Origin of the sequence: Nonomuraea guangzhouensis (assembly GCF_019396345.1) — a bacterium.
Classification (GTDB): domain Bacteria; phylum Actinomycetota; class Actinomycetes; order Streptosporangiales; family Streptosporangiaceae; genus Nonomuraea; species Nonomuraea guangzhouensis.
In genome coordinates, this window is the sequence record NZ_JAHKRM010000009.1 from 130,765 (window position 1) to 157,325 (window position 26,561).

Consider the following 26,561-nt stretch of genomic DNA (forward strand, 5'->3'; position numbering starts at 1 on the left):
CGGTAAAGGGGAGGACACGTTGCTGGGTTACGGGTACTCGGTGAGGTTGGCGACGTTCGTGGAGGAGTTGCTTGGGCCTCCCGTGGAATTGATGACGTGAGCGATGGTTCCGGTGCCGCCCAGGGAGACCGTCACCATGTGGTGGAAGCGGACCCCCGGCGTGTTCGGCGCCTCGAAGGCCCGCTCGGCCACCACCGCGGGGTTGGCGCTGAAGTAGCAGTAGCTGCCCAGCCCCCAGGCCTCATGCGAGGTGACCGAACCGGCAACCTTGTAGGCAGCCCAGCCCCGGGTGGAGCCGTTCATCCAGGACGCCTGGTTGGGCGGATCGTAGGGCATCTCGTTCTGGAAGAAGTAGGTCCGCCCGCCGTTGCCGTTCCAGATGACCTGGTACTGGTGGAAGTGCTCGACGAACAGCCCGTAGAACGTCACGTTGTCGCCGTTGACGACGAGCCCGTTGACGGTCGTGTTGGTGTTCCACCCGACGCCACTGCCGTGGTCGGCCCGCCAGATCCAGGTGTGATCGCCGATCACGTCATCGCTGTTGATCACCAGGCTCTGTGACGCCTTGCCCACCCCGGCGCCGCCGACGCGGAAGAAGACATCGTGCAGTGAGGTGGGGTCGGCCGCGTGTGAGGCCGCCGAGCCCGCCGGGCCGACCTGCATGAGCGTCGCCGAGTTCACGGTCCCGGCGTCGATCAGCAGCCCGGCGATCTTGACGCCGTCCACGTCGGCGACGGTCATCGCCGTGATGCCGTTGTCGGGTACGAACGTCGCCAACCCGAGACCGAGCACCACGGTGTCGGCCCTGGTAACCCTGATCGTGTCGTTCAGGTGGTAGACGCCCGGCGTGACCAGCAGGTCCTTGCCCGCGGCCAGTGCCGCGTTGATGTCACCAGCGGTGTTGCCCGGCTTGACGACGAAGAACTGACTGATCGGCAGCGACGTGCCCGCGCCCGGCCACGACACTCCGGTGGAGTTCGACTTCAGCGCGGGCACGAACACCTGGTAGGCCCCCGCCGCGTCGATGTAGAGGAACGGCTTCTCCCGTACCACCGGTGTCTGCCCCACCGTCGTGTACGGCGGGCTGGGGAAGGCGTTGCCCGGCGCGCCGGACACCCCGACGAAGACCATGTTCCAGTTCGACCCGCTCCAGGACCCGAAGGCCGAGTTGCGGGAGATCCACTGCTGTTGCGACCCGGACCTGACCTGACCGTCGATCCGCGAGTCGGAGATCCACCCGCCGCTCGACCAGCCGCCGTCGTCCAACTGCAGGTTTCCGCGCACATGCATGCGCCGGTACGGCGCCGCCTGCGAGACCGCCCACCGATCCGTGCCGCCCGCCGGGGTGACCGAGAGGTTCTCGGCGGAACGCCAGAAGTTCTGCGTGGCGTTGCCGCCGAACCAGTCGGCCTCGGCGTGCACGGCCCCGTTGACCGTCACCGCGTCCGGCGTCTGTCCCAGGCCAAGGACCTGGGTGTAGAAGCCCACGTTGACGTCCACGTTGTAGGTGCCCGGCTTGAACAGCAGCGCGTACCGGTCGGCCCCGAACTGGTTGGACTGCTGCTGGCTGAACACCGAGTTGAGCTGCGACTGGATCGTGGACGCGGGCATCGACGGGTCGAAGACACGCACGTTCGGCCCCAGGTCGGGATCGGGGCCACCGCCGCCGCCCGACAGGGTGAACGACTGCGCCGCCGTGCCGTTGCAGGCGTACTGCACCAGTTGCACGCTGTCGGCCGTGGAGGCGCCCGGCACGTCGAGGCACTTGCCGCTGTTCCTGTTGACCAGGTGGTACGTGCCGCCGGATTCCTCCACCGGCAGCCACTGCTGGTTGTTGCCGCCGCCGTAGGCCCACAGCTGGACCGGCGCGCTGTCGGCGGTCGAGACACCGGTCACGTCCCAGGCCTGCGCGGCGTTGAGCGAACTGTTGACCCGGTAGTAGCCGCCGCTGGTGGCCTGGAACTGCCAGAGCTGCGCGCCGCTGCCGTTGCACGCGTACTGCTGGACGACGGTGCCGTTGGCGGTGGCGGCGGAGCGGGCGTCGACGCACTTGCCGCTGTTCTTGGCGACCACGGTGGTCAGGCCGGTGGGGACGGCTGCCTGCGCGACCGGCATGAGGACGAACCCGGCCGCGATCAGCATGAGGACGACCAGCGTACGCATCAGAACCCCGCCGTCAGTCGGGTGAAGTCCCAGGCGTTCTGGGAGACGCCGCTGCAGGTTTCGGACAGCCCTCCGGAGCAGGGGCGGTCGCGGTTGACCGACCAGAAGGCGAGCCTGGTCAGGCCATGGGAGTTGGCGTAGTCGCGGATCTGGGTCCAGGTGGCGACCGAGGTGACCTCCGACTGGTCGGACAGGCCGTTCATGCCGGAGATGCCCATGTGCGCGTACGCCGTGGCGTCCGACCAGCCGAACGCCGACTTCAGAGCGTTCTTCAGCCCTTCGGCCGCGTTGACCGTGCTCTGGTACATGTTGGACCCGCCGCCGAAGTCGAACGGCATGATCGTGTAGTTGTCGATCGGGACGCCGAGCTCCCTCGACCGGTTGATCAGCCGGGTGCCCGCGCCGGCCGGGCCGCTGGTGGAGGTGCCGAAGGTGACGACCACCTTGACGTTCGGGTTGTTCGCCTTGACGATCTTGAGGCCGTTGAGTATGCGGTCCTGGACGGTGTAGTTCTCGTACTCGTCGGTGTTCTCGATGTCGAAGTCGACGGCCGCGGGCCCCAGTGCGTTGATGACCTGCTGCACGGCGCCCGCGTACGCCTCAGGCGTAGCGCAGTTGGGGCCGAGCTTGTTGCCCGACCAGCCGCCGAAGGAGATCTGGACGCTGCCGCCCTTGGACTTGATCGTGTTGATCGCCTGCTGGTCGGCGCCGCCGGTCAGCGCACGCGAGCCGTCCCAGCGGGGCGTGCAGCCGCCGCCGGACAGGATGAAGGCCATCGTGAACGACTTGACGCCGGTCGCGTCCATGACCGTGCCCGGGTTGGGCGGGCTCCCCCACCCCATGTAGAGGTACGGGGCGCCGGGCAGCTTGCCGGGAGTGGGGGTGCCGTCGCCGGAGGGCAGGGTCCACTTCTGGTTGGCGCCGGTGCCGCAGCTCCAGATCTGCAGGGGCGTGCCGTCGGCCGAGCTGACGTTGGTGGCGTCCAGGCACTTGCCGAGCGCTCGCAGGGTGCCGTCGGAGGCGGCCGTCCACTGCTGCGCGGCGGTGCCGTTGCAGTCGTAGATCTGCACCTTGGTGCCGTCGGCGCTGCTCGCGCCCGCCACGTCCAGGCACTTGCCGAGTGCGCGGATCGTACCGTCGGACTGCGTGGTCCACGACTGGGCGGTGGAGCCGTTGCAGGTCCAGAGCTGGACCTGGGTGCCGTTGGCGCTGTTGGCGCCGGCGACGTCGACGCACTTGCCGCCGTAGCCGGTGATCCGGCCGGTGGCGGCCGAGGCCGGGACGGCGAGGCCCGCCACGGCTAAAGCCGTCACGGAGGCAAGGATGATTCCTCGTCTTTTCATGGGGGTGTCACTTTCTGTGGGGGGTGTACGCCGGTGGCCGGCCGCCGGGCGTAAGTGAGCACCATGGCTGAGAGAAATTCGCGGTCGTGACCTTACGGTGACCTTACGGTCGCCCCATAAGAGCGTCAATACTTAATTCAAGGGTTTACGTAAGACCTTGAAGAGTGGGCCCTCAGCCGCCCAGGAACTGATCCACCACCAGGATGGCGGCGCCGAGCTTGACGCCCTCCGACCCCAGGTGAGCAGCCTCGATCGCGACGCGGTCGTAGGAACAGCGCAGGGCGGAGCGCTCCGTGGCCGCCAGGATCGCGGGCAGGTGGTCGCGGGCGAGCAGCAGGCCCGCCCAGCCGCCCAGCACGATGCGCTCGGGATTGAGCAGGTTGATCAGGCTCGCCAGCCCCGCGCCCAGGTGGCCGACGGCCTCGTCGAACAGTGGACGCGCGCCCGGGTCGGCCAGCAGCGCCGCGAAGGCGCTCTCCTCCTCGGTGCCCGCCAGGTCGATCCCTGCCCTGGCGAGGACCGACTCGGCGCCGACGTAGGCCTCCAGGCAACCGCGCGCACCGCAGCGGCAGGGGCGGCCGTCGACGACCACCGTGGTATGGCCCCACTCCCCCGCCCCACCGGACACGCCGCGGACGGTGATGCCGTCGGTGATGATGCAGGCGCCGACCCCGCTGCCGATCAACACCATGATCATGTAGTCGCTGTCCCGTCCCGCGCCGAACCAGTGCTCGGCCAGGCCCAGCGTCATGGCGCCGTTGTCGACGAACACGGGCAGGCCGGGAAGCATCTCGGCCAGCCGTACCCCACTCCAGCCGAACGTCGGCGAGTCGACGACCGAGCCCCGCACCATGCCGGGGACACCGACGCCGACGCCGAGGACGCGGCCGGCGTCCACCCCCGCCTGCGCGATCACCGCGGCGACGCCTTCGCGGATGTGGCCGGCCACCAGGTCGGGAGCGTGCTGTCCCGGGCGCAGCGGGGTCTCGGCCTTGGCCCGTGGCGTCATGGACAGGTCGAACAGCTCCACGCCGACGCGGGTCTCCCCCACCTCGACGCCGACCGCGTACGCGTGGTCGGCGTTGACGCGGAGCTGGACGCGTGGCCGGCCGCCGTCCGACTCGACCCTGCCCACCTCGACGGCGATCCCGTCGGACAGCAGGCCGGTGACGACGTTGCTCACCGTGGCGGGGCTCAGTCCGGTCGCCTTGGCGAGCTCGAACCTGCTGCGCTCGCCGTCGAAGAAGAGCGTCCGCAGCAGCACGGCCTTGTTGGTACGCCGCACGTCACGCGACGTCCCCCGCTGCGGCCGGATCATACGGTGAAGTCTAGGCCCCGCACTTGACCCTGAGACCCGCGCTCATCTCAGTGGTAGACGGCGAGGGTAAGCGCGCCCGGGCGGCGTTCGTACTCGGTGATCCTGGCGGTAGAGACCCTCATGCGGATGGTCACCTTGCCGTCGGCTCCGGGCTTGACCGTGCCCAGGCAACTGAAGCTGACACCGCGCTCCGAGGGCGGGTCCGCGCAGGGCGACCCAGGCCACCCACGCCTTCAGCAACGCCGTTTGCACGAGGTCCTCGGCCAAGGCCCAGTCCCTGGTGAGCAGATATGCGGTATGGAGTAACGGGCCGAGGGCTGCGAATGCTCGGTGTACTCCTGGATGATCGTCGTCTCGGACGTGTCGATGAGTTTCGACGCCCGTCAGTGGACAGGTCGGCTGAATCGCTGTTCACCTGGGGCGGAGCAAATCCACGCAAGCATCAAAGCGGCTGCTCCAGCACGTGTTTCAACTCAGCGAATCCGGCCGCCGCATAGAAGGCCTTGGCGCCCTCGTTGAAGTCCAGCACGTCGGTTAGCAGCCTCCGGCAGCCCTCCAGCCTGCCTGCATCCCGCACGGCCTCGATCAGCTGACTCGCAACCCCGCGTCTGGCGGCTTCGGGATCCACCGCCAGCTGATCGAGAACGATGAAGGATTCGGCTTGGAGGAACGGGTTTTCCTCGCGACGCACGATGACAGCCACGGCATACCCGACTGGACGATCAATCTCGGCGATGAACGCACGCGTGACGTCTTTGGTCAGGAGAGACGCGAAGTAGTCGGTCAACTCCTCTTCGGGCGGGTCGACGCAGTATAAGTCGGGCCGGTGAGCGGCGTGGATCGCATGAACGTGAGGGTTCAGCACGGCCAGGATTCTGGCGTCCTCTGCTGCGGCGGCGCGGATCTTCATGCAGGCACCCTAGATCCTCCACCGCTCTCAGGGGAGAACCAGCTGTTCAGCGCTCCCACCCTCAGCGACCTGCTCCAAGACCCGCTCCAGGTCACGGGACGAGGCCAGCGGGGAACTCCACGACAGACGCAGGCCCTCGCCATGCCGGCGCGGGACCACATGCACGTGGCAGTGGAAGACATCCTGCCCGGCGGCCTCGCCTGTGTTGTGCTTCACGTTCACGCCTTCGGGGGAAGGCTGTCCTCAGCGGAGCGGCGACTCGACGTACCAGGCCCACCACTCGGGTCGACGCGACCAGCCCCAAAATATCTCTCTGTAATTTCCCAGAAGCGCTACGTAGTGGTCACAGATGGGCGGTACCGGACCGTAGCGGCATCTGTGCGGAGCAGAGCGCTTTGCGCATCTATAGCGATCGGGGGAGAAAGGATCCCTGCCGATGCGCAGAGAGTGGGAGCTGGAGGACCTCATCGAGTGCTGGACACTGGATGAGGCCGAGGCGGAGTTACTGGCGAACAAGAGCGGTGCCACCCGTCTCGGATTCGCACTGATGCTGAAGTTCTTCGAGCTGGAGGGCCGCTTTCCGCGCCGGGAGGACGTGCCGAAGGCAGCGGTGGACTACGTGGCGGGGCAGGTGAAGGTCGATGCGGCGCTGTTCGCCGAGTACCGCTGGTCGGGCAGCACGATCGAGTATCACCGGGCGCAGATCCGCCGGTTCCATGGCTTTCGCGAGCCGACGGTCGCCGATGAGGACAAGCTGACGTTCTGGCTGGCCGACAAGATCTGCCCAGTGGAGACCTCGCGGGAGCGGCTGCGCGCCGCGCTGCTGACCCGCTGCCGGGAGGATCGCACTGAGCCTCCCACGCCCAAGCAGATCGAGCGACTGGCCGGCGCGGCCGAGGCACTGTTCGAGCGGGAGTTCACCGCCACCACGATGCGCTCCCGGGCCAGGGTGACGGTCTTGTCGAGTTCAGGGCGGGTGGAGGCGCGGGCGTAGCCGATCCGCGCGTGCCCGACCGGATCGGCGCCGACCGCGCCCGGGCGGGGTAGCTCGATCCAGGCCGTGCCCGGCTTGCGGAGGGCCGGGGTGGGGACATTGAGTGCCTTGGCGAGCGCCGGCGCGCGACACTCGTGATGTGGCAGCCGCGCATCGCATACTTTGGCTGTACTCTCGCCTTACAGCCAAAGCATTCTCACTTCTGCCGACGCTGGCGCGTCACTTCACGAGCGCTTTTATTCCGAACAGTTTTTCCGCATTTCGGAACGCAATTTTTTCCTTGGCTTCGCGTGGCAAATCGACTGCCCGGAACCAGTCGGTTTGAGTTTTCATATTTGCAAACGGATAGTCGGTTGCAAACATCACTCGATCCACACTTATGTACTTCAGCAGGAGATCGAGCAGTTCAGTCTGGGGGAATGCGCTGGTTGTGAACCAGAAATTGTTATGGAAATACTGCTCGAACGGCTTCTCCAGGCTTTTCTCGGTCACTTCGCCCATCTTCTCCACGATGCGTTTGTAGAAGAACGGAAGACCCTCTCCCATATGGCCGATGATAATCTGAAGCTTGGGATGCCTGTCGAATACTCCTGAGGTGATCATTCGGAGGCACTGAGTAACGACTTCCTGGTGCCATCCATATGCAGAGATGCTGAGAACCTGGTCCTGAAACTCCTTCTGATATTTCGGCCGCATATTGCTGTAGTAGATTTCGAAAACCTCGTCAGGCGGCAGGCCCGGATGGATGTATATCGGCACATCAAGGGCTTCGGCGCGCGCCAGCAGGGGCTCAAAGTCGGGATGGTCGAGGAATTTCTTCCCGATGATTCCATTGGTCAAGCATCCCAGGAAGCCATCTTCCCGAACTGTGCGTTCCAGTTCGTCTGCCGAGGCCTCTGGATTCTGCAGAGGCAAGGTTGCAAATGCCTTGAACCGCCCCGGATAGGTGGCCATCGGTCCATCGACGAGCAACTTGTTGAGACGATACGCAAAATCGATGCCCTTCTGACCTTTGACATTCTGCACACCTGGCGTATGTGCGGAGAGGATTTGAACGTTGATCCCCGCCTCATCCATTGCACCGATGCGGCGCGGGCCGAGCTCGGCAAGACCAGTATCCTCGAGGAACAGCCTGTCGTTCAGCACCATCAACTCACGGGTGGAAAAGGTCTCTTCCGTGCCGATGAAGGGCAGGTCCTGGTCTCGCAGTGAAATGTCAGAAGTCTTGTCCGAAGTCTCGTTCTCGTTCGCTGCTGAGACAATGGCATGCGTGGACAAGCCGGCACCAATGCCAAGTGCCGTGGCGGCGGTTAGAAAGCCGCGGCGTCCCATGGACTTCAGGTCAGCCATCACTAGCCTCCTACATGCGGGTTGCATCGCTTATCTGGATACCTACTTCCTACCGGGCGAACCTGAGACGACCGTTAAAGAGCTGCTATCACGACGACCGGGTGGTGCGCGCGTCCCGGGGCGAGCCGACGCGCGGCCAGCGGGTGGCCGAGCTCGAGGCGACGCTGCTCGACCTGTACCGCGACCCGGCCCTGGTGGAGAAGCCGGCCCTGCTCGGCGAGCGCGGTGGCGCCTACTATTCGGAGGCGGCGGTCGGCCTGCCCACCGCCCCCGTCCCGCCGGAGATGGCCGGGCTCATCGGGCACGTCTCCGGGTACGAGGAACTCGCGCTGCAGGCGGCCCTGCACGACGGCCGTCAGCGGGTCTACCGGGCCCTGCTCGCCCACCCCCTGCTCGCCCAGCACGAGAAGGCCGACGCGCTCACCGACCAGCTCATCGCCGCCGGTGCCCAGCACCTGGCCTGGGTGCGGTGACCGGCCTCTTCCTCGCCGTCGACGGGCGAGCGCGCCCTGGTCGACAACGGCTGCTTCGCGCTGCTGCGGGCGGGCACCTCACGGCCCGACGCCGTCGCTGTGGTCTGCGGCGCCGGCACCAACTGCGTGGGCCGGGCGGCGGACGGCCGGACCGCCCGCTTCCCCCGCCCCCGGCCCGATCTCCGGCGACTGGGGCGGCGGCCACGACCTGGCCGAGCACACGCTGCGGCTGGCCGCCCGGGGCGAGGACGGCCGGGGCACCCCGACCGTCCTGTCCGCGGCCGTGGCGGCGCACTTCCGGCGACCTGATCCGGCGGCAGGCCGGGGAGATCCTGGGCCAGCACCGGGTCGCGGCCGGGCGGCTCGACCTGCTCGCCGCCCCGCACGCCCTGGTGCTGGGCGGCGGGGTTCTGCAGGCCCGTCGGCGCGGCGCTGCTCGCGGTCGACGCCCTCGGCACGGCCGCCGTGGCCGAGCAGCCCATCCGCGCCGTACTGACTATCGGACCCCGGCGGTGAACCACCGGTTCATCGCTTCCGTGAACGACGGCACGTCACCGCCGGCCCACGCGACGATGCCGTCCGGCCGGATCAGCACGGCGTCGAAACCCAGGTCGTTCTCGGCCGGGCCGCTCACGTACCGGACGCGGTCGTGCCAGGGTGCGGCCACGTCCCGCAGGGAACCGGCGAAATCGAGGATCACGCCCTTCCCGTCCGGCAGGAGGTCGGCCAGCGCGGTGCCGTCGGCCAGCCGGAAGGCCGGCGCGTTGCGGCCGACGAGCGGCTGGTCACTGCCGAGGTCGTAGTGCAGAGCCAGCCCGGAGAGCCGGTCGTAGATGTAGGTCGCCACGTCCGGGGTCCGGATCAGCTCCCGAATCACTCCCTGAACCGCCTGCGAGAGCGGGCCCGGCCGCATGATCGCCACCTGGGCGCGGGACCAGTCGAGCACCCGCGCGGCGATCGGGTGCCGCTCCTCGGTGTACGTGTCCAGCAGCCCGGCCGGCGCCTGCCCGTGGACCGTCGCGGCCAGCTTCCAGCCCAGGTTCAGGGCGTCGCCGATGCCGAGGCTGAGCCCCTGCCCGCCCAGCGGCGAGTGGATGTGCGCGGCGTCCCCGGCCAGCAACACCCGCCCGCGCCGGTACGTCGTCGCCTGCCGCGCCCGGTCGGTGAACGTGGACGCCACCCGGACGCCGGTCAGCGTCACGTCGGTGCCGGACACCCGGCGCAGCACCTCCTGCAGGTGCTCAAGCGTCAACGCCTGGGAGCGGTCGAAGGCTCCGCCGTCGAAGTCGTTGATACCGACGTGTCCCTCATGATGGGTCCGCAGGTACATGCCCTCGGGCGTCAGATTGAACCCAGGGCGCAGCTTCTCCGGGTCGTCCATGGTGACGTGCGTGGTGTAGCCGGTGAAGGTCGGATCGGTGCCCTCGAAGCCGAAACCCGCCGCGACGCGTACGGTGCTGCGCCCGCCGTCGCAGCCGACGACCCAGCGGGCCACGTGCTCGTCCGCGCCGGCCCGGACCACGACATGGTCGTCGTGCGGCTCGACGCCGGAGACCGCGACACCGCGGCGGATGGTGACGCCGAGCTTGGCGGCGCGCTCGCCCAGCACCGACTCGACCGCCTCGAGACTGGTCACGATGCGTTCCGGGGCCGGGCTGGGCAGCCGGAAGGGCAGGGTGCCGACGTCGATGGCGTCCGGGTCGACCAGGATGCCGGCGAAGTGAAGGCTGCGCGGCAAGATCACATTCTCGCCGTAGCCCGACGCGGTCAGGATCTCGGCCAGCATCCCCCGGCGGTGGAACGCCTCGACCGAACCCGCCGACAGCGTCCGCATCCCCAGCGGCAATGACTTCCACGCGGCGTCCGGACCCGGTTCCCGCTCCAGCACCTGGACGGTGCAGCCGGCCCGGGCCAGCTCACCGGCAAGGAGCAGGCCGACCGGCCCGCCACCAACGATCAGCACGTCATCCACGACACAGATCCCCTCGTTCGTACGGTGGATCCAGACTCGCGTGAACGCCTCTCACGGGACGCACACGGCGCTCGCACGGGACCGCGCCCCGGCCGGGCCCGGTGAGCGGCGTGTGCGTGTCGCGTGAGTCGCGTGAGAGGTGCGGGCTACGACCCCGGGTCGCCGAGCCGGACCGCGGTGTCCCGGTCCAGCGCCCGACCTTCCGCGTACGCCTCCGCGAACTCCTCCCGGCCCAGCTCGGCCCGCACCTGACCGGCGAGTTCGCGGATCAGCGGATCGGTGTCGTCGTCGGTTCCACGCAGCCCGGCGGCCGCGCCGAGCAGAACCGCCGACTCCCCCGGCCGTCCGCGCGCGGCGGCCAGCTCCGCCGCGTGCACCGTCACCGCCGACAGAATCGGCAGGTCCCCGCTCCGCCGGGCCGCCGCGAAGGCCCCGGTCAACGCCGTCGCCGCACCGGCACCGTCGCCCAGGCGCAGGCACAGGCCGGCCCGGGCACATCCGGCCAGCGCGCGCACCAGGTCACCGGGGGTCGCCGTCACGCCGGACAGTCCCGGCGGCACGGCGTCGAGCAGCTCCGCCGCCCGGGACAGCTCGCCGCGCCGGACCCGGATGCCGGCCTCGCGCACGTCGAGCACGGCCAGCGTCCAGCTCGACGCCACCCGCACGGCTCGGTCCCGGGCCGCCTCGATGGTCGCGATGGCCCGGTCGGTGTCGCCACTGCGCAGATGCAGCTCGATCCACCGCAGGTCGACGTCCATCCGATCGCCCAGCGTCGGCGATCCGAAGTTCGCAGCCAGTGACCGGGACTCGCGCAGGTCGGCCAGCGCGCCGTCGAGGTCGTCGTACAGACGCAACTGCGCCCGCAACGACAACGCGCAGGCCTGGCTCCACCGGTCGCCCGCCCGCCGGAAGCAGTCCAAGGCCGCTTCCACATCGCTGCACATCTGACCGATCCGGCTGACGTTCTCGAGAAACTGCGCGCGTAACAGGTAGGCGTAGCCGGACAGCCATACGTCGTCGCCGGCGGTCAGCTCCTCGACGACCGCCGTCACCGCCTTCTCGTCGCGGAGGAAGGCCAGCGGCAGCAGAACCAGCGCGGCTTGCGGGCCCGGCACCGCGGGGCCGGCGAGCAGCCGGTCGCTCAGCTCACAGATCGCCCGGTGGTCCTCGCCGGCCGGCGCGCCCGGCACCCGTGACCAGATGCCGGCCTGGCTGAACAGGTGGATAACGAGGGCGCGGTCGCGGCCGGGGGCCGGCCCGCCCGGCGTCGCCAGCGCCTCGCCCAGCCAGTACGTGGCGTCGGAGCGCCGGCCGGACATCTGCCAGTACCAGCTCAGCGCCAGAGCCAGCCCGACCGCGCCGGTGCTGTCGCCGGTCGCGCAGAGGTGGCGCAGGGCGGCCTGCAGGTTGTCGTACTCGGCCCCGATGACCTCCATGGCCGCCAGCTGACCAGGGCCGCGCAAGCCCGGGTCCTGGCCGGCGACCAGCTCAGCGAAATGGCCGGTGGCCCGGTCGCGGACGGCGTCGAGGTCGCCGCCGGCCGCGAGGCGCCCGGCGCCGTACTCGCGGATGGTATCCAGCATGCGATAGCGGCCCGGTGCCGGTCCCAGCTGCAGCAACGACCGGTCGACGAGGCCCGCGAGCAGGCCGGGGACGGCACCGGCCGGTATCGACGAGCCGGCGCACACCGCCGTGGCCGAGGCACGGGTGACGCCGCCGGGCAGCACCGAGATCCGCTCGGCCAGCGTGCGCTCGTCCTCGGTCAGCAGGTCCCAGCTCCACGCGATGACCGCGCTCAGCGAGCGATGCCGGGGCAGCGCGGTGCGGTTGCCGGTGGTGAGCAACCGGAACCGGTCGGTCAGCCCGTCGGCCAGCTCCGGCAGGGAGAGGGTACGCAGCCGCGCGGCGGCCAGTTCGAGCGCCAGCGGCATCCCGTCCAGGTCGCACACCACCCGCCGGATGTCCGGCCAGGTGGCCGGGTCGACGTCGAATCCCGGTCGTACCGCGGCCGCGCGCTCGGTGAACAGGCGCACCGACGGCACCGCCCGGGCCCGGCCCAGGTCGAGGTCACCGGTCGGCAGCGCGAGCGGACCCAGCGGCACCAGGGCCTCCCCGTCGACCGCCAGCGGTTCGCGGCTCGTCGCCACCACCCGCAGCCCGGAGCAGCGGGTCAGCAGGGCCGTGAGCAGGTGGGAGGCGGCATCGACGAGGTGCTCGCAGTTGTCGACGACCAGCAGGATCTCCCGGCCGCCGAGCTGGTCGACGAGGACGTCGACGTCGCCGGCACCGCGATGCTCGCGGCGGTCGAGCAGGGTCCCGGACCGCGATCCGATGCCCGCGAGCACCGCCGCGCCGATCTTGGCCGGTTCGGCGATCGAGGCGAGATCGATCAGCCACGCACCGTCGCGGAAGTCCCGCTGGTGGCGGCGGGCGGCCTCGACGGCGAGGCGGGTCTTGCCGGCGCCACCGGGACCGAGCAAGGTGATCAGGCGGTCGGTCCGCAGGCGCGCGGCGATCCGGGCGAGCTCGTCGTCGCGGCCGATGAAACTGGTCAGCGGCGCCGGCAGATTGCCCGGTCCGAGCCGTTCGGCCGGGGTGGCCGGCACCGGGCCGGACGGCTGCGCGCGGAGCAGTCGCAGGTGACGGTCACGCAGCATGGAACCGGGGTCGGCACCCAACGCCTCGGCCAGGGTGCCGCGGAAGCGCTCGTACACGGCCAAGGCCTCGGCCGTGCGGCCCTGGGCGGCGAACGCGTCCATGAGCAGCGCGACCGCCCGCTCGTGGACCGGTTGCCCGGCCAGCAGGGCGGTCAGGCGGGCGGCGGCCGCGCCGGCGTGCCCGACCGCGATCTCGGCCTCGGCCAGATCGGTGACGGCGTCCACCGACGCATGGGCCAGCCCGGCCGCCACCGCCGGGGCCACCGCGGCCAGCAGCGCCGGCTCGGCACCGGGACGGAGCCCGGGCAGCGTGACCGCCGCACCCAGCACGTCCACCGCGGCCCGCGGGTCGCCGGCCTGCAGGGACTCGCGGCCAGCGGCGGCCTGCCGTTCGAACCGCAGCACGTCGACGTCGGCGTCCCGGACGGCCAGCCGGTACCCGTCGGCCACCTGCGTGACCGCGTCGGCCGAGCCGAGGACCTTCCGCAGCCGCCACACCAGCGTCTGCAGAGCGTGCACGGGCTCGGCCGGCGGCTCGGCGCCCCAGATCGCCTCGACCAGGACGCCGGCGCCGACGGTCCGGCCGCCGGCCAGCGCCAGCCGGGCGGCCAGGCACCGCAACCGCGCACCGGGAACGCTCAGGGCCTCGCCACCACGGGAGACCGCGAACCCGCCCAGAAGGTCGATGCGCAGCCGCGCAGCCTCGTCCATCCCTCGATTATCCCGCGCGACCGCCCGCGCCCCCCAACCAAGTGCCCGGGCGGCCGGGAACGCTGCCAGGCGTCGTCGACGACGTGGACCGCGCCGGGGCGGATCTCCACCGAGCCCCAGGCGACGGGAGGCGCCTGCCGCGCGAAGCCGTGCGGTACCTGCAAAAGCTGTTCGAGAGCGAGGGCGACACCGTCAGCGGCTGGATCCGGACCCGGCGGCTCGACCTCGCCGACCCGAAACTCGCAACGCTGCCGGTCAGCGCGGTGGCCGCCCGCTGGGGGCTGCTCAACGCCTCGTACTTCGCCCGCCTGTTCAAGGCCACCTATGGGCATTCCCCGCGCGAGTACCTGCGGGGTGCCCAGCACACGACGCAAGCTGGCTGAGCTGATTGACTCGGCGTGGCTCGCATGAGATCTGGGGTGGATCGAGCATCAGGTGGGGCACGCTCTTCCAGACGTGGTTGCCGTCGGATTCCGGTCCATCGGTAAGTGGTGTTAGGGCGATCTTGAATAGCTCGGCATGAACGCGGCAGGGAAGGGACTCGGGCAGCCGAGATCGGCCCACAGAAGAGAACCACACGTCCCCGCCCGCGCCTAGCAGCCGGGGATGAGTTGTCGCTGATCGTCAAAATTCCGATGACCACGCTCAGCCCTGGTCCGGCTCTTGCCGCTCGGGCAGAAGTCCGTTGAGGATCTGGTTGAGCCCTGCGGTGAACACCAGGTCGCCGCGATTCTCGGCGTGCGGGCTGTCGGCTTCGGCGCTGGCCCGGATCAGGAGCGGGTACTCGCCGGTGCCCATGAGCGTGGTCATGTACGGGGTCAGCGCGTCGAGCCATTCGTCCATGCTCAGGCCCACGCGCTGCAAGGCCTGCTGCTCGGCGAGTTCTCCGATGACGAAGCCGCGTACGAAGGCCTGCAGGATCTCGCCCGCCATGAGCATCTCGTCGATCCGTAGGCCGATCCCGTCCACGGCGGCGAGGTTGTGCTCGGCCCACTTGAGGGAGTTGGGCCCGTACGGGAGGCGTCCCGGGGCGAGGGTGGCCATCCAGGGATGGCGGTGGATCATGCCGCGGGTGCGGTGGGCGATGGCGGTCAGGTCGGCACGCCAGTCGCCGGTCAGCGGCGGCGGAGCACCGTCCTCGCCCTCGGCGTGGTCGACCATCAGGTCGTAGAGCTCGTCCTTGCGCTCGACGTAGCGGTACAGGCTTGCCGCGCCGATCCCCAGCTCCGCGGCGACCCTGCGCATCGACACCGCTTCCAGGCCCTCGGCGTCGGCCAGCGCGACTGCGGCGGCGGCGATCTGGGAGCGGCTGCGTGAGGGCGCGGGCCCCTTGGCCGCCCGCTCCGGCCGGGCCCAGATCACGGTGTGCGCCCCCGGCGTGTCCTCTGGCTGGTCGTTGCTCACCGTTCCCACCTCGCTTGTGCGAACAACGTTCGAGGTAGTAGCGTACCAACAACGTACTGCGAACAACGTTCGGAGAAGAGAGGTTCGAGTGCTCCCCACGATCCCCAGCGTCGCCGTCATCGGCGCCGGTCCAGGCGGGCTGACCTGTGCGCGGATTCTGCAGCAGCACGGCGTCCGGGTGACGGTCTACGAACGCGATTCAGGTCCGGACGCCCGCGATCAGGGCGGCTCGCTGGACCTGCACGAAGACGACGGACAGATCGCCCTGCGACGAGCCGGGCTGCTGACGGAGTTTTTCGCCCTGGCCAGGTTCGAGGGACAGGAGATGCGCGGGCTCGACCCCGCTGGGCGCCTGCTCACCCACCACCTGCCCGCAGCCCGGGACAAGGACAGCCCGGAGATCGACCGCGGGCAGCTGCGCGGTCTGTTGCTGCGCTCGCTGGAGCGGGGAACCGTCCGCTGGGGGCACGCGCTGGCGTCGGTGAGCGGGCCTGAGAGCGGATCGGAGGGCGGACGCCGCAGGCTGACCTTCACCCATGGCCCTGCCGTCGAAGCCGATCTCGTGATCGGCGCGGACGGCGCCTTCTCTCGCGTCCGTCCCGCGCTCTCGGCAGCCACACCCCGGTATACCGGTGCGGGAGTTCGCCGGCTGGTCGACATCCATGATGCGCATGATCACTGACAACGACGGCGCCTACGTGAACCGGCCGCTGTTCGCCCTGCCGGTGCCCCACACCTGGCGGTACTCACCCAGCGCGACGCTTCTGGGCGATGCCGCCCACCTCATGCCTCCCCTGGGCGCCGACGTCAATCTCGCCATGCTCGACGCCAGCGAACTCGCCCTGGCGATCGTCGGCCACGCCACCACCGGCGAGGCCGTCCGGAGCTACGAGGCCACGATGCTCCCTCGCGCCAACGCCATCGCGGCCAGGCTCAAACACGGCCTCGACCACATGCTGGCCGTCCCCGACCGGCCCGTGCGCCAGCCATCGTGACCACACATCGACCCTTTTCAACCTCTTTTATCGCTGACAGGAAGTGCATCACCATGAACGCCACATCGTTGAAGATCCTCATCTGCGGCGGCGGCATCGCCGGCCCGGCAACAGCCTTCTGGCTGGCCCGCGGCGGCCACCAGGTGACGGTGGCCGAACGATTCCCGGCGCTGCGCGCGACCGGCGCGCAGATCGACCTGCGCGGACAGGGTATCGAGGCGATCGAGCGGATGGGCCTGCTCGACACCGTACGCAACAACCTCGTGCACGAGCCTGGCGTGGCGTTCGTGGACTCCAAGGGCAGACGATGGGGAACGGTCATGGCCAACACCTCGGGCAAAGGGCGCCAGACCATGACCTCGGAGTACGAGCTCATGCGCGGGGACCTGGTGCGCATCCTGCACGAGGCGACCCGGCAGGACGTACGGTACGTCTTCGGCACCAGCGTGGACGGCTTCGAGCAGGACGAACACCGCGTGCTCGCCCACTTCGCCGACGGCACCTCGGAGGAGTTCGACCTGCTGATCGGAGCGGACGGCCAGGGCTCACGCATCCGCCGGGACATCCTGCCCGAGGGGGAACCCGACCCGTACTGGCCGGTGGGCATCCACATGGCGTACTGGTTCATCCCGCGTGACGAGACCGACAGCGACATCCGCGAGACCTACAGCGCCCCCGGCGGCCGGATGATCATGCGCCGCAGCCACAACCGCACCGACACCCAGGTCTACTTCGCGCTGTGGGAAACCTCCGAGGAAGCCACCGCCATCCACCGCCGGCCGGTAGAGCGCCAGAAACAGTTCTGGACCGACCGGTACCGCGACGCGGGCTGGCAGGTCGAACGATTCCTCACCGGCATGCGCGACACCGACTTCTTCTACTCCCAAGAGGTTACGCAGGTCCGTACCGGCACCTGGAGCAAGGGCCGGGTCGCCCTCGTCGGAGACGCGGGCTACTGCTCCTCCCCGTACAGCGGCATGGGAACCTCAGCCGGCCTGGTGGGCGCGTATGTCCTGGCCGGAGAGATCAACCGCAACGCCGAGGACATCCCCGCCGCGTTCGCGAACTACCACGCCACGCTGCGTCCGTTCATCGACACTGTCCAAGGCGAGGTCAACCCGAAGCTGCTGCGCGTCGGCTTCCCGCAAGGACGACTCGGGATCAGTGCCCTGCACGCGTTCGGCGCGGCAGCCAGCTTCCTCAAGCTCCCTGAGATCGCGGCCCGGTTCGCCAAAGAAGACCGTGGTGGCACCTGGCCACTCCCGGACTACCACCCGGTCGCACTCTGACCTCCGAGAAGAGGAAAAGAGCCAAGATAATCATCGAATTCGGCCACGATGGCATTCGCTGATCGGAAGGCGCAAGCCCGCGTCGACCCACCCGCCGCACCCAGCGTCCGCCAGTGCTCTTATCGTCGTGGTGGCGGCGTAGCCCTGGACGGTGAACAGCTGTCGCCACCACCAGGATCCCCTCGCGAGGGCTCAGCTCGTCTCCCGGGCGCGTCACGACTGGCGGAATACCCACTTATCGCACGGTGGAGGGGGCACTGACGTCGCGATCGTCGCAGCTCTCGCCGTCGGCGAGCGCCCGGTACACGCTGGCCACCGAGGGGTGCTCGCCCTGTTCTTGCCGGACGGGATGACCAGCTTGCGGGCGATGTCGGGCACGGCCACCCCGCGCGCACGCAGCGACTGGGCGTAGGCGATCATGTCGTCGTCGAACACCTTCGGCCGGCCGCCGTGGCGGCCGCGCTCGCGCGCCGAGGCCTGGCCTTCCAACGACTTCTCCCGGATGTACTCCCGCTCAGACTCGGCCATACCGGCGAAGAAGGCGAACAACGCCGCCCGTGCCCCGACGGATCGTAGATGCCCTGCAGCGGGCCGCTCAGCAGCTCCAGCTCGATGTCGTAACGGCGTAGCTCCTCGACGATGGCGAGCAGTTCGGCGGCGCCCCGGCCCAGACGCTTCATCTCATGCACCGTGACGATCACCCGCTGATGCGGGACGGCCCGCTTGATGGTTCGGGCATAATCCATCCGCCTTCAAGGCGTCGAGCTGGCTGTCCAGCTCCTGCTGCGCGGTGCTGCAGCGGGCGTAGCCGACCCGAGTCGGTTTGACCGCGGCCGCCGGAGCCATCGCCTCCACCACCGGGCCCGCCTGCCAGGCGCGCCCGGGCCCGCGGTCGGCGGGAGTACGTACCTCCAACTCGGTGCGCAGCTGGGGTACCAACATGAAGCGAGCTCAGTCATGTCGCAGAACTGACCATTTCTGCGTGCACTAACAGTAGCGATGGTTACGCAGAGCTGCTTCGGGGCTGGTGGCGCGGACCCGAGCGGGGAGCCTGCCATGTCGGCGACCCGGTCCCACGCACCGGACGGTCATCCACGGCAGAAACGCGGCGGTCGCCCGGCGACGTACACGCCCGGATATCGGCCAAGAACCCGTCCTCAAGCGGACAAGGTCACAGCGCAGCACAGGTCCGGAAATGGGGGCTCAGCCGTTGTAGTCGCGGATTTCCCAGAAGCGGGAAGGGTGGCCGTCGCAGGTGTACTGGACGGCCTCGATGTTGTTCTGGGTGCTGACGCCGCCGGCGATGGTGAGGCATTTGCCCGTCTGGACGTTGCGGAATTCGAAGTGTTGGCCGACCTGAGTGCCAAGCGCCCAGTAGCGCGAGGGGTGGGTGTCGCAGGTGTACTGGAGGGCGACGACGTTGTTCTCGGTGCTGACGCCGCCGGCGATGGTGAGGCACTTGCCGGTCTGGCGGTTCTTGACCTGCAGGTACGCGCTGGAGTAGCCCCAGACGTCCCAGCGGCGGGAGGGGTGGCTGTCGCAGGTGTACTGGACGGCGTGGACGTTGTTCTCGGTGCTGACGCCGCCGGCGATGGTCAGGCACTTGCCGGTCTGCCAGTTCACGAGCTGGACGTTCGACGCGGCCCAGACGGCCGTGGACGACGGCGCGGCGGATGCCGGGGTGGCGGTGGTCGCGCCTAGGGCGAGAAGGGGAACGATGACGGCTGCTGTGCGAAGCATGTGGGACTTCATGTGACCCAGCGTGCGGGCGTGGGGCCGGCATGGCCTGAGTACCTCGTACTCAATAGCGGGTTGCTCTGGACAATGGACGGCCGCGCCTCACGCCGGGCGCTTGCCGGAATGGCCGGGTGGCCACAAGCGGACAGGCCCTCGCACCCACAGACGTTCCCGAGCAACCTGCCGGGTGGGCGTCGCCCAGTCGATCACGATCGTGCGGCTCGGCGCGGCCATGACACAACCATGACACGGCGCTGACGAGGCGGGGACACGGTCGCCCGACAGTAGATGGGTTGACCGGCGCCTGTTCCCTGGCGGTGTCCGGCTGTCTCCGTGCCGCTGAGGAAGGCTGATTGATCGTGGCTGAACGCGTACGCGTGGCTGTGCTGGCGGGTGGGCCGTCCGCCGAGCATGAGGTGTCGTTGCAGTCGGCGCAGGCTGTGCTCGATGCTCTGCCGAGGGATCTGTACGAGCCCGTCGCCGTCATCATCGACCGGCAGGGCAGGTGGCCGGTGGAGCTGCGACGCGATCTGGCGGACGTGGTCTTCCCCGTGCTGCACGGGCCGTTCGGCGAGGACGGCGTCGTCCAGGGGCACCTGGAGACGCTGGGCATCCCGTACGTGGGCTGCGGCGTCCTGCCCTCCGCCGTGGCCATGAACAAGGTCGCGATGCGGCGCGCGTTCCTGGCGGAGGACATTCCGGTCACCCCGCATGTGTGGTTCACCGAGCACGAATGGCGCACCACCACCGACTACTGGGGTCTGGTGAAGTCGCTCGACTGGCCGATGTACGTCAAACCGGCCGGCATGGGCTCCTCCATCGGCATCTCACGTGTCACCTCCATCGAGGAACTGCGCGCGGGCGTCGAGCTGGCACTCGCCCACGACCGGGTCGTCCTCGTCGAGCAGGGCGTGACCGCGCGCGAGGTCATCTGCGGCGTGCTCGGCGGCTACGACACCCCGGATGCCTCCGTGCCCGGCGAGCTCATCGTGCCCGGCGACTGGCTCGACTATGAGGCCAAGTACCTCAGCCAGGCCGAGATCGCCATCATCCCTGCCGTGCTGCCGGAACGGGTGGCCGAGGACGTACGCGAGCTGGCCCTGCGCGCCTTCCGGGCGATCGGTGGCTACGGCCTGTCCCGTGTCGACTTCCTCTATGAGGAGGACACGGGACGCCTCTACGTGCTGGAGATCAACACCATGCCGGGGTTCACCTCCCGTTCCGTCTACGCCAGGGCCTGGGGCGCAAGCGGTGTCCCGTACCCGGACCTGCTGCGCCGCCTCATCGACCTCGCGTTCGCCAGGAGCGGCTCATGATCCCCATGACGCTGAACGAGATCGCGCAGGTCGTCGGCGCAAGCCTGTATGACGTACGCGACCCGCAGGCGCTGGTGACGGCGCCCTCGGCGGTCGACTCCCGCGAAGTGGTGCCTGGCGGCCTGTTCGCCGCGACGGTCGGCGCCCGCGTTGACGGTCACGACTACGCGGCCGGTGCCATCGCGTCCGGTGCTGTCGCCGTGCTGGGCTCGAGGCCCGTCGGCGTGCCCGCACTCGTGGTCGAGGACGTCCAGCTCGCGATCGGCCTGCTGGCCAGGCACCTGCTCGAACGCATCAGCCCGACCGTGATCGGCCTGACCGGCTCCGTGGGCAAGACCACGACCAAGGACCTGCTGGCCCAGGTGCTCGAACGGCACGCCGCGACGGTCGCCACCGACAAGTCGTTCAACAACGAGCTCGGGCTGCCGCTCACCGTGCTGCGTGCCGATGCCACCACCCGATACCTGGTGCTGGAAATGGGTGCGGGCCGGAAGGGCGACCTGACATACCTGACCGGAATCGCGCCGCCACAGGTCGGGCTGGTGCTCAATGTCGGCACCGCGCACGTGGAGCGCATGGGAAGCGGGCCGGCCGACATAGCCGAGGCCAAAGGCGAACTGGTCGAGGCACTTCCGGCGGCGGGGTTCGCCCTGCTCAACGCCGACGACCCGTACGTCATGGGCATGGCCGGCCGCGCCAAATCCCAGATCCTGTTGTACGGCCGGTCGGCGGAGGCGCAGGTGCGGGCCGAAGACGTGCGGATGGGCGACCGCGCGCGAACCGCGTTCGAGCTGGTGACGCCCGCCGGCCGCGCCCCGGTCGAGCTCGACCTCATAGGTGAGCACCAGGTGAGCAACGCCCTGGCCGCCGCCGCCGTGGCCACCGTACTCGGCCTGGGCGTCGCCGAGATCGCCGATGGGCTGAACGCCGCACGGCGGCGCTCCGCGGGCCGGCTGGAGATCGTCGAACGACCTGACGGCATCACCATCGTCAACGACGCCTACAACGCCAGCCCCGAATCCATGCGGGCCGGGCTGCGGGCGGTGAAGGCCCTGGCCGGTACCCGTCGTACCGTCGCCGTGCTCGGCGCGATGGGGCAGCAGGCGGACGCCTCCCGCGCCCGGCACGCGGAGATGGGCCGGCTCGTCGCCGACCTCCGCTTCGACGTGCTGATCGCGGTCGGAGCAGGGGATCCCCTCGCGATGGCGTGGGCAGCGGCGTCCTCGAACCAGGGCGTGACCGTCCATACCGTCGAGGACGTGGCCGGGGCCCTCAGGCTGGCCACCGACCTTGTCGAACCGGGAGACGTGGTGTTCGTCAAGGCCTCCAGCGAGATCGGGCTCGGTGTCTGCGCCCGTGCGCTGGCCGACGCCTGACCGTTGGCGCATCGCCGCTGGTGATCGCGACAGCCCATCACTCAGGAAAGGACCGTGATCATGGACTCGGATTCCGTACGTGATATCGACCGGCGGCGGCTGGTGGACCGGATCCCGCCGGACATCCCGCCCGGCGGGGCCTGGGGGCGCCGGCCGGCGAAACGGAGTTCGACGCGCGCTATCGGTATCATCGGCGGGCTGAGCTGGGAATCGACGGTGATCTACTACCAGATCATCAACCAGCGCGTACGCGAGCGACTCGGCGGCAGCCATTCCGCCAACAGTCTCATCTGGTCGGTCGACTACACGACCGTCGAGGACCTCATCTTCGCCGACCGCTGGGACGAGGTGAGTACGTTGCTGGCTGATGCGGGCCGGAAACTGGAGGATCTCGGCGCCGAGATCCTGCTCATCGGCAGCAACACCTTCAGCCGGGTGAGCGACGACGTGGCGCGGGCCACGAGCGTGCCCGTGCTGCACATCGCCGACGCCGTGGGCACGGAGGTCCGCGCCAGGGGGATGCGCAAGGTCGGTCTGCTGGGCACGCGCTTCACCATGGAGCAGCCCTTCTACCGGGATCGGCTGGCCGCCCACGGCTTCGACGTGATCGTCCCGCGGCGGGAGCAGCGGGAACTGGTTCATCGCGTGATCTTCGAGGAGCTGGTGCGCGGGGTGATCCGGGAATCGTCCAGGGACGCGTACGCCCGGATAGTCGCCGATCTCGCGGACGACGGCGCTGAAGGCGTCATCCTCGGCTGCACGGAGATCGAGCTCCTGATCAGTGAGAAGGACACCGCCATCCCGGTGCTGCCGAGCGCCCGGCTGCACGCGGAGGCAGCGGCCGGCTTCGCGCTGGCCGACTGACACACCCTCGGTCGCGGCAGCCGCGCAGGAGCTCCAGCCGAGTCGTGGCCGGGTGCGCGCTCGGGGGTGGGCGCGTACCCGGCCGGTCAGGAGTGGTCAGGCCGTCCGGGCCGTCAGCAACTGGACGACAGCTTCGGCCGAGGGCTGGGCCGAGGCCGGGTTCTGGCCGGTGACGAGGTTGCCGTCGACGACGACCTGGGGGGCGAAGGCAGGTCCGCCGTCGAAGAGCGCGCCGGCCTCGCGCAGTCGGCTCTCCAGCAGCCAGGGTGCCTTGTCGCCGAAGCCGAGGGCCGTCTCCTCCTCGTCGGTGAAGCCGGTGAGCCTACGGCCGGCGAAGATCCAGCTGCCGTCGGCCTTCTTGGCCGGCAGGAGCGCGCCGACGCCGTGGCAGACGGCAGCGACGACCTTGTGCGGGTTCGGGGTCAGCGCAGCGTAGATCGCGCCGATGGTGGGGTTGTCGGCGAGGTCCTCCATGGGGCCGTGGCCGCCGGAGACGTAGACCGCGTCGAAGCGGTCGGGGTCCACATCCTCCAGTCGGGCGGGTGAGGCGAGAGCGTCGGCGAGGCCGGCGAGGTAGTCGCGCTGGTTCTGGATCGCGGACTCGTCGTTGTTGTTCATCGGCAGCGACAGGCTGGCCTCGTCGACCGTGGGGGTCACGCCTCCGGGCGTCGCGATGGTGATGTCGTAGCCGGCCTGGGTGAACACCTGGTGCGGGTGGATGAACTCGCCGGCCCAGAACCCGGTGGGGTGGGCGCTGCCGTCCTTGAGAGTCCACTTGGATGCGGCCGACACGACCAACAGGACTGATGTCATGGTGATCCTCTTTCTTGAGATCCGGAAGCCCGGCGTTATGTCTTAACCGTAGACACAGATAACATCCATCGGCAAGCGTACCCTGCTACATGCGATTTCCATGCGGGTGCGCACCATGGATGTTAGTTGCTAACCTGGTATTGTCATAACGCAAATCGCTGCAGCGTTTCCGTGCAGCGCGGCGCCGTCGGCGCCTGTCCGTCATGAGGAGAGCCATGTCCAGCACCATCCGCGCGGTACGGATTCCCGAGATCAACGGCCCACTCGGCCTCACCGACCTGACCAGGCCTGAGCCTGGGGCTGGTCAGGTGCGGATCACCGTGGAGGCCTGCGGGATCTGCCACACCGACCACAACATCGCCCGAGGTGACTTCGGCGATGGACCGTTCCCGCTGACTCCCGGCCACGAGATCGCGGGCCGCATCGACGCCGTCGGCACGGGCGTTGACGGCTGGGAGCGCGGCGACCGCGTCGCCGTGGGTTGGTTCGGCGGCAACTGCGGTGACTGCCTCGCCTGCCGGGAGGGGGACCAGATCAACTGCGTCAACGGGCAGGTCCCGGGCGTCTCCTACCAGGGCGGCTACGCCGAAGCCCTGGTCGTCCCGGTCAGCGCTCTGGCGCGCATCCCCGACGGGCTGTCCGCCGTCGACGCCGCGCCGATGGGCTGCGCGGGCGTAACGGTCTTCAACGCTTTGCGCCGTACCTCCGCCCGGCCCGGGGATCTGGTCGCCATCCTCGGCCTCGGCGGCCTCGGGCACCTGGCCGTGCAGTTCGCCCACAAGATGGGCTTCAACACCGCCGCGATCGCCCGCGGCCCCGGCAAGGAGTCCCTGGCCAGGGAACTCGGCGCAGACCACTACATCGACAGCACCGCGCAGAACGTCGCGGAGGCCCTGCAGGCCCTCGGCGGCGCGAAGGTCGTGCTGGCCACCATCACCGAGCCCTCGGCCATGAGTCCGGCCATCGACGGACTGCGGGCACGCGGCGAGTTCGTCGTCGTCGGCGCGTCTCCGGAGAAGCTCGAAGTCAGCCCCTACCAGCTCATCTCAGGCCAAAAGACGCTCCGGGGCCACGCATCGGGCACCTCCCGGGAAGTCGAGGAGACCTTGCGCTTCGCCGCACAGTCCGGCGTCCGCGCGATGGTCGAACTCGTACCGCTGGATGACGCCCCGCAGGCCTTCAGCAAGATGCTGGCCGGAGACGCCCGCTTCCGGATGGTCCTCACCACCGGCCTGTGACCAAGCCTGAGGGCCGGACGACCACACAGAGGCCGGCCCTCAGCACACCGCCCAACGCCGCCCCGCGCACCCACCGCGTCGCCACCCAGAGCGACGTGACCTGCACGGGCGTCCGGCGCCGCGGCGGTGGACGTCAGCCCCACCATCACCTGGGAGCCAACGATGAACCTGCCCGAAGCCGCACCGACCCGGATGCTGCTGGACGGAGAGTGGACCGGCGGCGCCGGCACCTTCCCCGTCCTCAACCCCTCAACCGGCGAACCGATCACCCACGTGCCGCGCGCCTCCCCCGATGACGTCGCCCGCGCTGTTGACGCGGCCGCGCGGGCCCAGGCCGAATGGGCCGCCCGCCCACCCCGCGAGCGCGCCGAGGTACTGCGCCGCGCCTTCGAACTGACGGTCGCACACCAGGACGAACTCGCCCTCGTCATGGCCCTGGAGATGGGCAAGACCCTCAAGGACGCCCACAGCGAGGCCGCCTACGCCGCCGAGTTCTTCCGCTGGTTCTCCGAGGAAGCCGTCCGCATCGGCGGCGAACTGCGCCGGACCCCGGCGGGCACCAATCGCATCCTGACCTTCCGCAAGCCGATCGGCGTCGCCCTGCTCCTCACGCCGTGGAACTTCCCCGCCGCCATGGCGACCCGCAAGATCGCCCCAGCTCTCGCCGCCGGGTGCGCGGTGGTACTCAAGCCGGCCTCCGACACCCCGCTGACGGCGCTGCTGATCGCCAAGCTGCTGCAGGACGCCGGCGCCCCACCCGGCGTGGTGAACGTCCTGACGACGGACAAGGCCGGCGAATTCGTCACCACAGCCCTGAGCGACAGCCGCGTGCGCAAACTGTCGTTCACGGGCTCCACCGGGGTCGGCCGGACCCTGCTCAAGCAGGCCGCCGACCATGTCGTGAACACCTCCATGGAGCTCGGCGGCAACGGGCCCTTCATCGTCCTGGAGGACGCGGACCTGGATGCCGCAGTGGAGGGCGCGATGCTCGCCAAGACCCGCAACGGAGGCCAGGCCTGCACCGCGGCGAACCGCTTCCTCGTACACCAGACCGTGGCCGACGAGTTCGCCCGGCGACTTGCCGCGCGCATGGGCGCCCTGCGGATCGGGCCCGGCACCGACCCGGCCACCGAACTCGGTCCGATGATCAACGCGCGAGCCGTGGACGGGATCGCGGACAAGGTCGACCGGTCCGTGGCCGTGGGCGCCCGAGCCGTCATCGGTGCGGCACGCCTCGACCGCAGCGGCTTCTTCTACCCGGCGACGGTCCTCACCGACGTCCCCCGGGACTCCGCCGTGGCAACCGAGGAGATCTTCGGCCCCGTCGCACCGATCATCCCCGTCAAGGACGACGAGGACGCCGTCCAACTCGCCAACGCCACGGAGTTCGGCCTCACCTCGTACGTCTACGGCTCACTCGCCCGCGGACTGCGCGTCGCCGAACGTCTCGAAGCCGGCATGGTCGGCCTCAACCGTGGTCTCGTGTCCGACGCGGCAGCACCCTTCGGGGGCGTGAAGGAGTCCGGACTGGGACGAGAAGGCGGCTACGACGGCATCGACGCCTATCTGGAAACCACTTACGTGGCGACCGACTGGTAGTTGTCCGCAGCAACAACCTTGGAGTCGGTTTGCTCCGAT

General features: G+C 69.5%; 26 protein-coding genes. 11 read left to right on the forward strand and 15 right to left on the reverse strand.

All coding sequences use genetic code 11. The annotated features are described in order from the left end of the window. Nucleotides 1-27: 27 nt before the first annotated feature. The 6 genes from KME78_RS19785 to KME78_RS19810 all read right to left on the reverse strand — a co-directional run bounded on the left by KME78_RS19785 (nt 28) and on the right by KME78_RS19810 (nt 5,956). On the reverse strand, nt 28-2,163 hold the full coding sequence (locus tag KME78_RS19785) for an RICIN domain-containing protein (RefSeq protein ID WP_219530575.1): 2,136 nt from the start codon (nt 2,161-2,163) through the stop codon (nt 28-30). After that, on the reverse strand, nt 2,163-3,476 hold the full coding sequence (locus KME78_RS19790) for a ricin-type beta-trefoil lectin domain protein (RefSeq protein ID WP_308127038.1): 1,314 nt from the start codon (nt 3,474-3,476) through the stop codon (nt 2,163-2,165). The genes KME78_RS19785 and KME78_RS19790 overlap by 1 nt, the downstream gene beginning before the upstream one ends. Nucleotides 3,477-3,678: 202 nt before the next feature. Continuing rightward, the gene (locus KME78_RS19795) at nt 3,679-4,824 is read right to left on the reverse strand and encodes an ROK family transcriptional regulator (protein WP_219530577.1); all 1,146 of its coding nucleotides are present in this window, start codon (nt 4,822-4,824) and stop codon (nt 3,679-3,681) included. A gap of 42 nt (nt 4,825-4,866) precedes the next feature. Continuing rightward, entirely contained in the window at nt 4,867-5,229 is a 363-nt protein-coding gene (locus KME78_RS67985; RefSeq protein WP_372454918.1) for a sigma factor, read from the reverse strand. Nucleotides 5,230-5,266: 37 nt separating this feature from the next. Next, on the reverse strand, nt 5,267-5,734 hold the full coding sequence (locus tag KME78_RS19805; RefSeq protein WP_219530578.1) for a GNAT family N-acetyltransferase: 468 nt from the start codon (nt 5,732-5,734) through the stop codon (nt 5,267-5,269). A 27-nt stretch (nt 5,735-5,761) separates the two neighbouring features. After that, complete coding sequence (locus KME78_RS19810; protein ID WP_219530579.1) at nt 5,762-5,956, reverse strand: HIT family protein; 195 nt, start codon at nt 5,954-5,956, stop codon at nt 5,762-5,764. 214 nt (nt 5,957-6,170) lie between these two features. On the opposite strand from KME78_RS19810, the gene KME78_RS19815 reads away from it, so the two are divergent. After that, nucleotides 6,171-6,728 carry a DUF4158 domain-containing protein gene (locus KME78_RS19815; RefSeq protein ID WP_219530580.1) on the forward strand — a complete coding sequence of 186 codons (558 nt, stop codon included), beginning with the start codon at nt 6,171-6,173 and terminating at the stop codon, nt 6,726-6,728. Between the two features lie 219 nt (nt 6,729-6,947). On the opposite strand, the gene KME78_RS19820 is transcribed toward KME78_RS19815, so the two are convergent. Continuing rightward, a complete protein-coding gene (locus KME78_RS19820) occupies nt 6,948-8,078 on the reverse strand; it encodes an amidohydrolase family protein (protein ID WP_219530581.1) in 1,131 nt (376 codons plus the stop codon). Between the two features lie 104 nt (nt 8,079-8,182). Here KME78_RS19820 and KME78_RS66225 point away from each other — a divergent pair, with 104 nt between their 5' ends. Then, nucleotides 8,183-8,551: a family 4 glycosyl hydrolase gene (locus KME78_RS66225; protein ID WP_219530582.1), complete on the forward strand. Its 369-nt coding sequence runs from the start codon at nt 8,183-8,185 to the stop codon at nt 8,549-8,551. A gap of 496 nt (nt 8,552-9,047) precedes the next feature. On the opposite strand, the gene KME78_RS19830 is transcribed toward KME78_RS66225, so the two are convergent. Together KME78_RS19830 and KME78_RS19835 are read right to left on the reverse strand one after the other, a co-directional pair. After that, nucleotides 9,048-10,523: an FAD-dependent oxidoreductase gene (locus tag KME78_RS19830; RefSeq protein ID WP_308127039.1), complete on the reverse strand. Its 1,476-nt coding sequence runs from the start codon at nt 10,521-10,523 to the stop codon at nt 9,048-9,050. 146 nt (nt 10,524-10,669) lie between these two features. Then, complete coding sequence (locus KME78_RS19835; RefSeq protein ID WP_219530583.1) at nt 10,670-13,891, reverse strand: ATP-binding protein; 3,222 nt, start codon at nt 13,889-13,891, stop codon at nt 10,670-10,672. A 149-nt stretch (nt 13,892-14,040) separates the two neighbouring features. Between KME78_RS19835 and KME78_RS19840 the strand changes: the two genes are divergently transcribed. Further along, nucleotides 14,041-14,274: a helix-turn-helix domain-containing protein gene (locus tag KME78_RS19840; RefSeq protein WP_308127040.1), complete on the forward strand. Its 234-nt coding sequence runs from the start codon at nt 14,041-14,043 to the stop codon at nt 14,272-14,274. A 262-nt stretch (nt 14,275-14,536) separates the two neighbouring features. On the opposite strand, the gene KME78_RS19845 is transcribed toward KME78_RS19840, so the two are convergent. After that, nucleotides 14,537-15,295: a TetR/AcrR family transcriptional regulator gene (locus KME78_RS19845; RefSeq protein WP_219530585.1), complete on the reverse strand. Its 759-nt coding sequence runs from the start codon at nt 15,293-15,295 to the stop codon at nt 14,537-14,539. A gap of 88 nt (nt 15,296-15,383) precedes the next feature. On the opposite strand from KME78_RS19845, the gene KME78_RS64420 reads away from it, so the two are divergent. From KME78_RS64420 to KME78_RS19855, 3 genes are read left to right on the forward strand one after another with little or no spacing between them, the layout of a single operon-like run. After that, nucleotides 15,384-15,977, forward strand: coding sequence for an FAD-dependent oxidoreductase (locus KME78_RS64420; protein ID WP_308127041.1), 594 nt, complete (start codon nt 15,384-15,386; stop codon nt 15,975-15,977). Further along, complete coding sequence (locus KME78_RS64425) at nt 15,967-16,290, forward strand: FAD-dependent monooxygenase (RefSeq protein ID WP_246651457.1); 324 nt, start codon at nt 15,967-15,969, stop codon at nt 16,288-16,290. Before KME78_RS64420 ends, KME78_RS64425 begins: the two co-directional genes overlap by 11 nt. A gap of 53 nt (nt 16,291-16,343) precedes the next feature. Further along, nucleotides 16,344-17,579 (forward strand): FAD-dependent monooxygenase, encoded by a 1,236-nt coding sequence (locus KME78_RS19855; protein ID WP_219530586.1) that lies wholly within the window; start codon nt 16,344-16,346, stop codon nt 17,577-17,579. Between the two features lie 213 nt (nt 17,580-17,792). Here KME78_RS19855 and KME78_RS19860 read toward each other — a convergent pair whose 3' ends face one another. The 4 genes from KME78_RS19860 to KME78_RS19875 all read right to left on the reverse strand — a co-directional run bounded on the left by KME78_RS19860 (nt 17,793) and on the right by KME78_RS19875 (nt 19,319). Beyond that, entirely contained in the window at nt 17,793-18,107 is a 315-nt protein-coding gene (locus tag KME78_RS19860) for a recombinase family protein (protein ID WP_219530878.1), read from the reverse strand. Further along, the gene (locus KME78_RS67990) at nt 17,996-18,325 is read right to left on the reverse strand and encodes a recombinase family protein (protein WP_219530587.1); all 330 of its coding nucleotides are present in this window, start codon (nt 18,323-18,325) and stop codon (nt 17,996-17,998) included. Before KME78_RS67990 ends, KME78_RS19860 begins: the two co-directional genes overlap by 112 nt. Further along, complete coding sequence (locus tag KME78_RS19870; RefSeq protein WP_219530879.1) at nt 18,261-18,521, reverse strand: recombinase family protein; 261 nt, start codon at nt 18,519-18,521, stop codon at nt 18,261-18,263. Before KME78_RS19870 ends, KME78_RS67990 begins: the two co-directional genes overlap by 65 nt. Nucleotides 18,522-18,782: 261 nt before the next feature. Beyond that, nucleotides 18,783-19,319 carry an RICIN domain-containing protein gene (locus tag KME78_RS19875; RefSeq protein WP_219530588.1) on the reverse strand — a complete coding sequence of 179 codons (537 nt, stop codon included), beginning with the start codon at nt 19,317-19,319 and terminating at the stop codon, nt 18,783-18,785. Between the two features lie 356 nt (nt 19,320-19,675). Between KME78_RS19875 and KME78_RS19880 the strand changes: the two genes are divergently transcribed. Genes KME78_RS19880 through KME78_RS19890 form a run of 3 tightly spaced genes read left to right on the forward strand, consistent with a single transcriptional unit; the run spans nt 19,676 to nt 22,872 of the window. Continuing rightward, nucleotides 19,676-20,632 carry a D-alanine--D-alanine ligase family protein gene (locus tag KME78_RS19880; RefSeq protein WP_219530849.1) on the forward strand — a complete coding sequence of 319 codons (957 nt, stop codon included), beginning with the start codon at nt 19,676-19,678 and terminating at the stop codon, nt 20,630-20,632. Then, nucleotides 20,629-22,008, forward strand: a complete 1,380-nt coding sequence (locus tag KME78_RS19885; protein WP_219530589.1) for a UDP-N-acetylmuramoyl-tripeptide--D-alanyl-D-alanine ligase — start codon at nt 20,629-20,631, stop codon at nt 22,006-22,008. The genes KME78_RS19880 and KME78_RS19885 overlap by 4 nt, the downstream gene beginning before the upstream one ends. 60 nt (nt 22,009-22,068) lie before the next feature. Further along, entirely contained in the window at nt 22,069-22,872 is an 804-nt protein-coding gene (locus KME78_RS19890) for an aspartate/glutamate racemase family protein (RefSeq protein WP_219530590.1), read from the forward strand. 96 nt (nt 22,873-22,968) lie between these two features. Here the strand turns inward: KME78_RS19890 and KME78_RS19895 are convergent, their stop codons facing one another. Continuing rightward, nucleotides 22,969-23,685 (reverse strand): type 1 glutamine amidotransferase domain-containing protein, encoded by a 717-nt coding sequence (locus KME78_RS19895; RefSeq protein ID WP_219530591.1) that lies wholly within the window; start codon nt 23,683-23,685, stop codon nt 22,969-22,971. Between the two features lie 215 nt (nt 23,686-23,900). Here KME78_RS19895 and KME78_RS19900 point away from each other — a divergent pair, with 215 nt between their 5' ends. Together KME78_RS19900 and KME78_RS19905 are read left to right on the forward strand one after the other, a co-directional pair. Continuing rightward, nucleotides 23,901-24,923 carry an alcohol dehydrogenase catalytic domain-containing protein gene (locus KME78_RS19900; protein ID WP_219530592.1) on the forward strand — a complete coding sequence of 341 codons (1,023 nt, stop codon included), beginning with the start codon at nt 23,901-23,903 and terminating at the stop codon, nt 24,921-24,923. Between the two features lie 162 nt (nt 24,924-25,085). Next, nucleotides 25,086-26,522: an NAD-dependent succinate-semialdehyde dehydrogenase gene (locus KME78_RS19905; protein WP_246651459.1), complete on the forward strand. Its 1,437-nt coding sequence runs from the start codon at nt 25,086-25,088 to the stop codon at nt 26,520-26,522. The last annotated feature ends 39 nt before the right edge of the window (nt 26,523-26,561 follow it).

What these genes read in the sequence shown, in the direction of transcription:
- KME78_RS19785 (WP_219530575.1), bottom strand. Translation starts at nt 2,163, where the DNA reads ATGCGTACGCTGGTCGTCCTCATGCTGATCGCGGCCGGGTTCGTCCTC.
- KME78_RS19795 (WP_219530577.1), bottom strand. Translation starts at nt 4,824, where the DNA reads ATGATCCGGCCGCAGCGGGGGACGTCGCGTGACGTGCGGCGTACCAAC.
- KME78_RS19805 (WP_219530578.1), bottom strand. Translation starts at nt 5,734, where the DNA reads ATGAAGATCCGCGCCGCCGCAGCAGAGGACGCCAGAATCCTGGCCGTG.
- KME78_RS19815 (WP_219530580.1), top strand. Translation starts at nt 6,171, where the DNA reads ATGCGCAGAGAGTGGGAGCTGGAGGACCTCATCGAGTGCTGGACACTG.
- KME78_RS19820 (WP_219530581.1), bottom strand. Translation starts at nt 8,078, where the DNA reads ATGGCTGACCTGAAGTCCATGGGACGCCGCGGCTTTCTAACCGCCGCC.
- KME78_RS19835 (WP_219530583.1), bottom strand. Translation starts at nt 13,891, where the DNA reads ATGGACGAGGCTGCGCGGCTGCGCATCGACCTTCTGGGCGGGTTCGCG.
- KME78_RS64425 (WP_246651457.1), top strand. Translation starts at nt 15,967, where the DNA reads ATGATCACTGACAACGACGGCGCCTACGTGAACCGGCCGCTGTTCGCC.
- KME78_RS19855 (WP_219530586.1), top strand. Translation starts at nt 16,344, where the DNA reads ATGAACGCCACATCGTTGAAGATCCTCATCTGCGGCGGCGGCATCGCC.
- KME78_RS19860 (WP_219530878.1), bottom strand. Translation starts at nt 18,107, where the DNA reads ATGGCCGAGTCTGAGCGGGAGTACATCCGGGAGAAGTCGTTGGAAGGC.
- KME78_RS67990 (WP_219530587.1), bottom strand. Translation starts at nt 18,325, where the DNA reads ATGGATTATGCCCGAACCATCAAGCGGGCCGTCCCGCATCAGCGGGTG.
- KME78_RS19870 (WP_219530879.1), bottom strand. Translation starts at nt 18,521, where the DNA reads ATGTTGGTACCCCAGCTGCGCACCGAGTTGGAGGTACGTACTCCCGCC.
- KME78_RS19875 (WP_219530588.1), bottom strand. Translation starts at nt 19,319, where the DNA reads ATGCTTCGCACAGCAGCCGTCATCGTTCCCCTTCTCGCCCTAGGCGCG.
- KME78_RS19885 (WP_219530589.1), top strand. Translation starts at nt 20,629, where the DNA reads ATGATCCCCATGACGCTGAACGAGATCGCGCAGGTCGTCGGCGCAAGC.
- KME78_RS19890 (WP_219530590.1), top strand. Translation starts at nt 22,069, where the DNA reads ATGGACTCGGATTCCGTACGTGATATCGACCGGCGGCGGCTGGTGGAC.
- KME78_RS19895 (WP_219530591.1), bottom strand. Translation starts at nt 23,685, where the DNA reads ATGACATCAGTCCTGTTGGTCGTGTCGGCCGCATCCAAGTGGACTCTC.
- KME78_RS19900 (WP_219530592.1), top strand. Translation starts at nt 23,901, where the DNA reads ATGTCCAGCACCATCCGCGCGGTACGGATTCCCGAGATCAACGGCCCA.
- KME78_RS19905 (WP_246651459.1), top strand. Translation starts at nt 25,086, where the DNA reads ATGAACCTGCCCGAAGCCGCACCGACCCGGATGCTGCTGGACGGAGAG.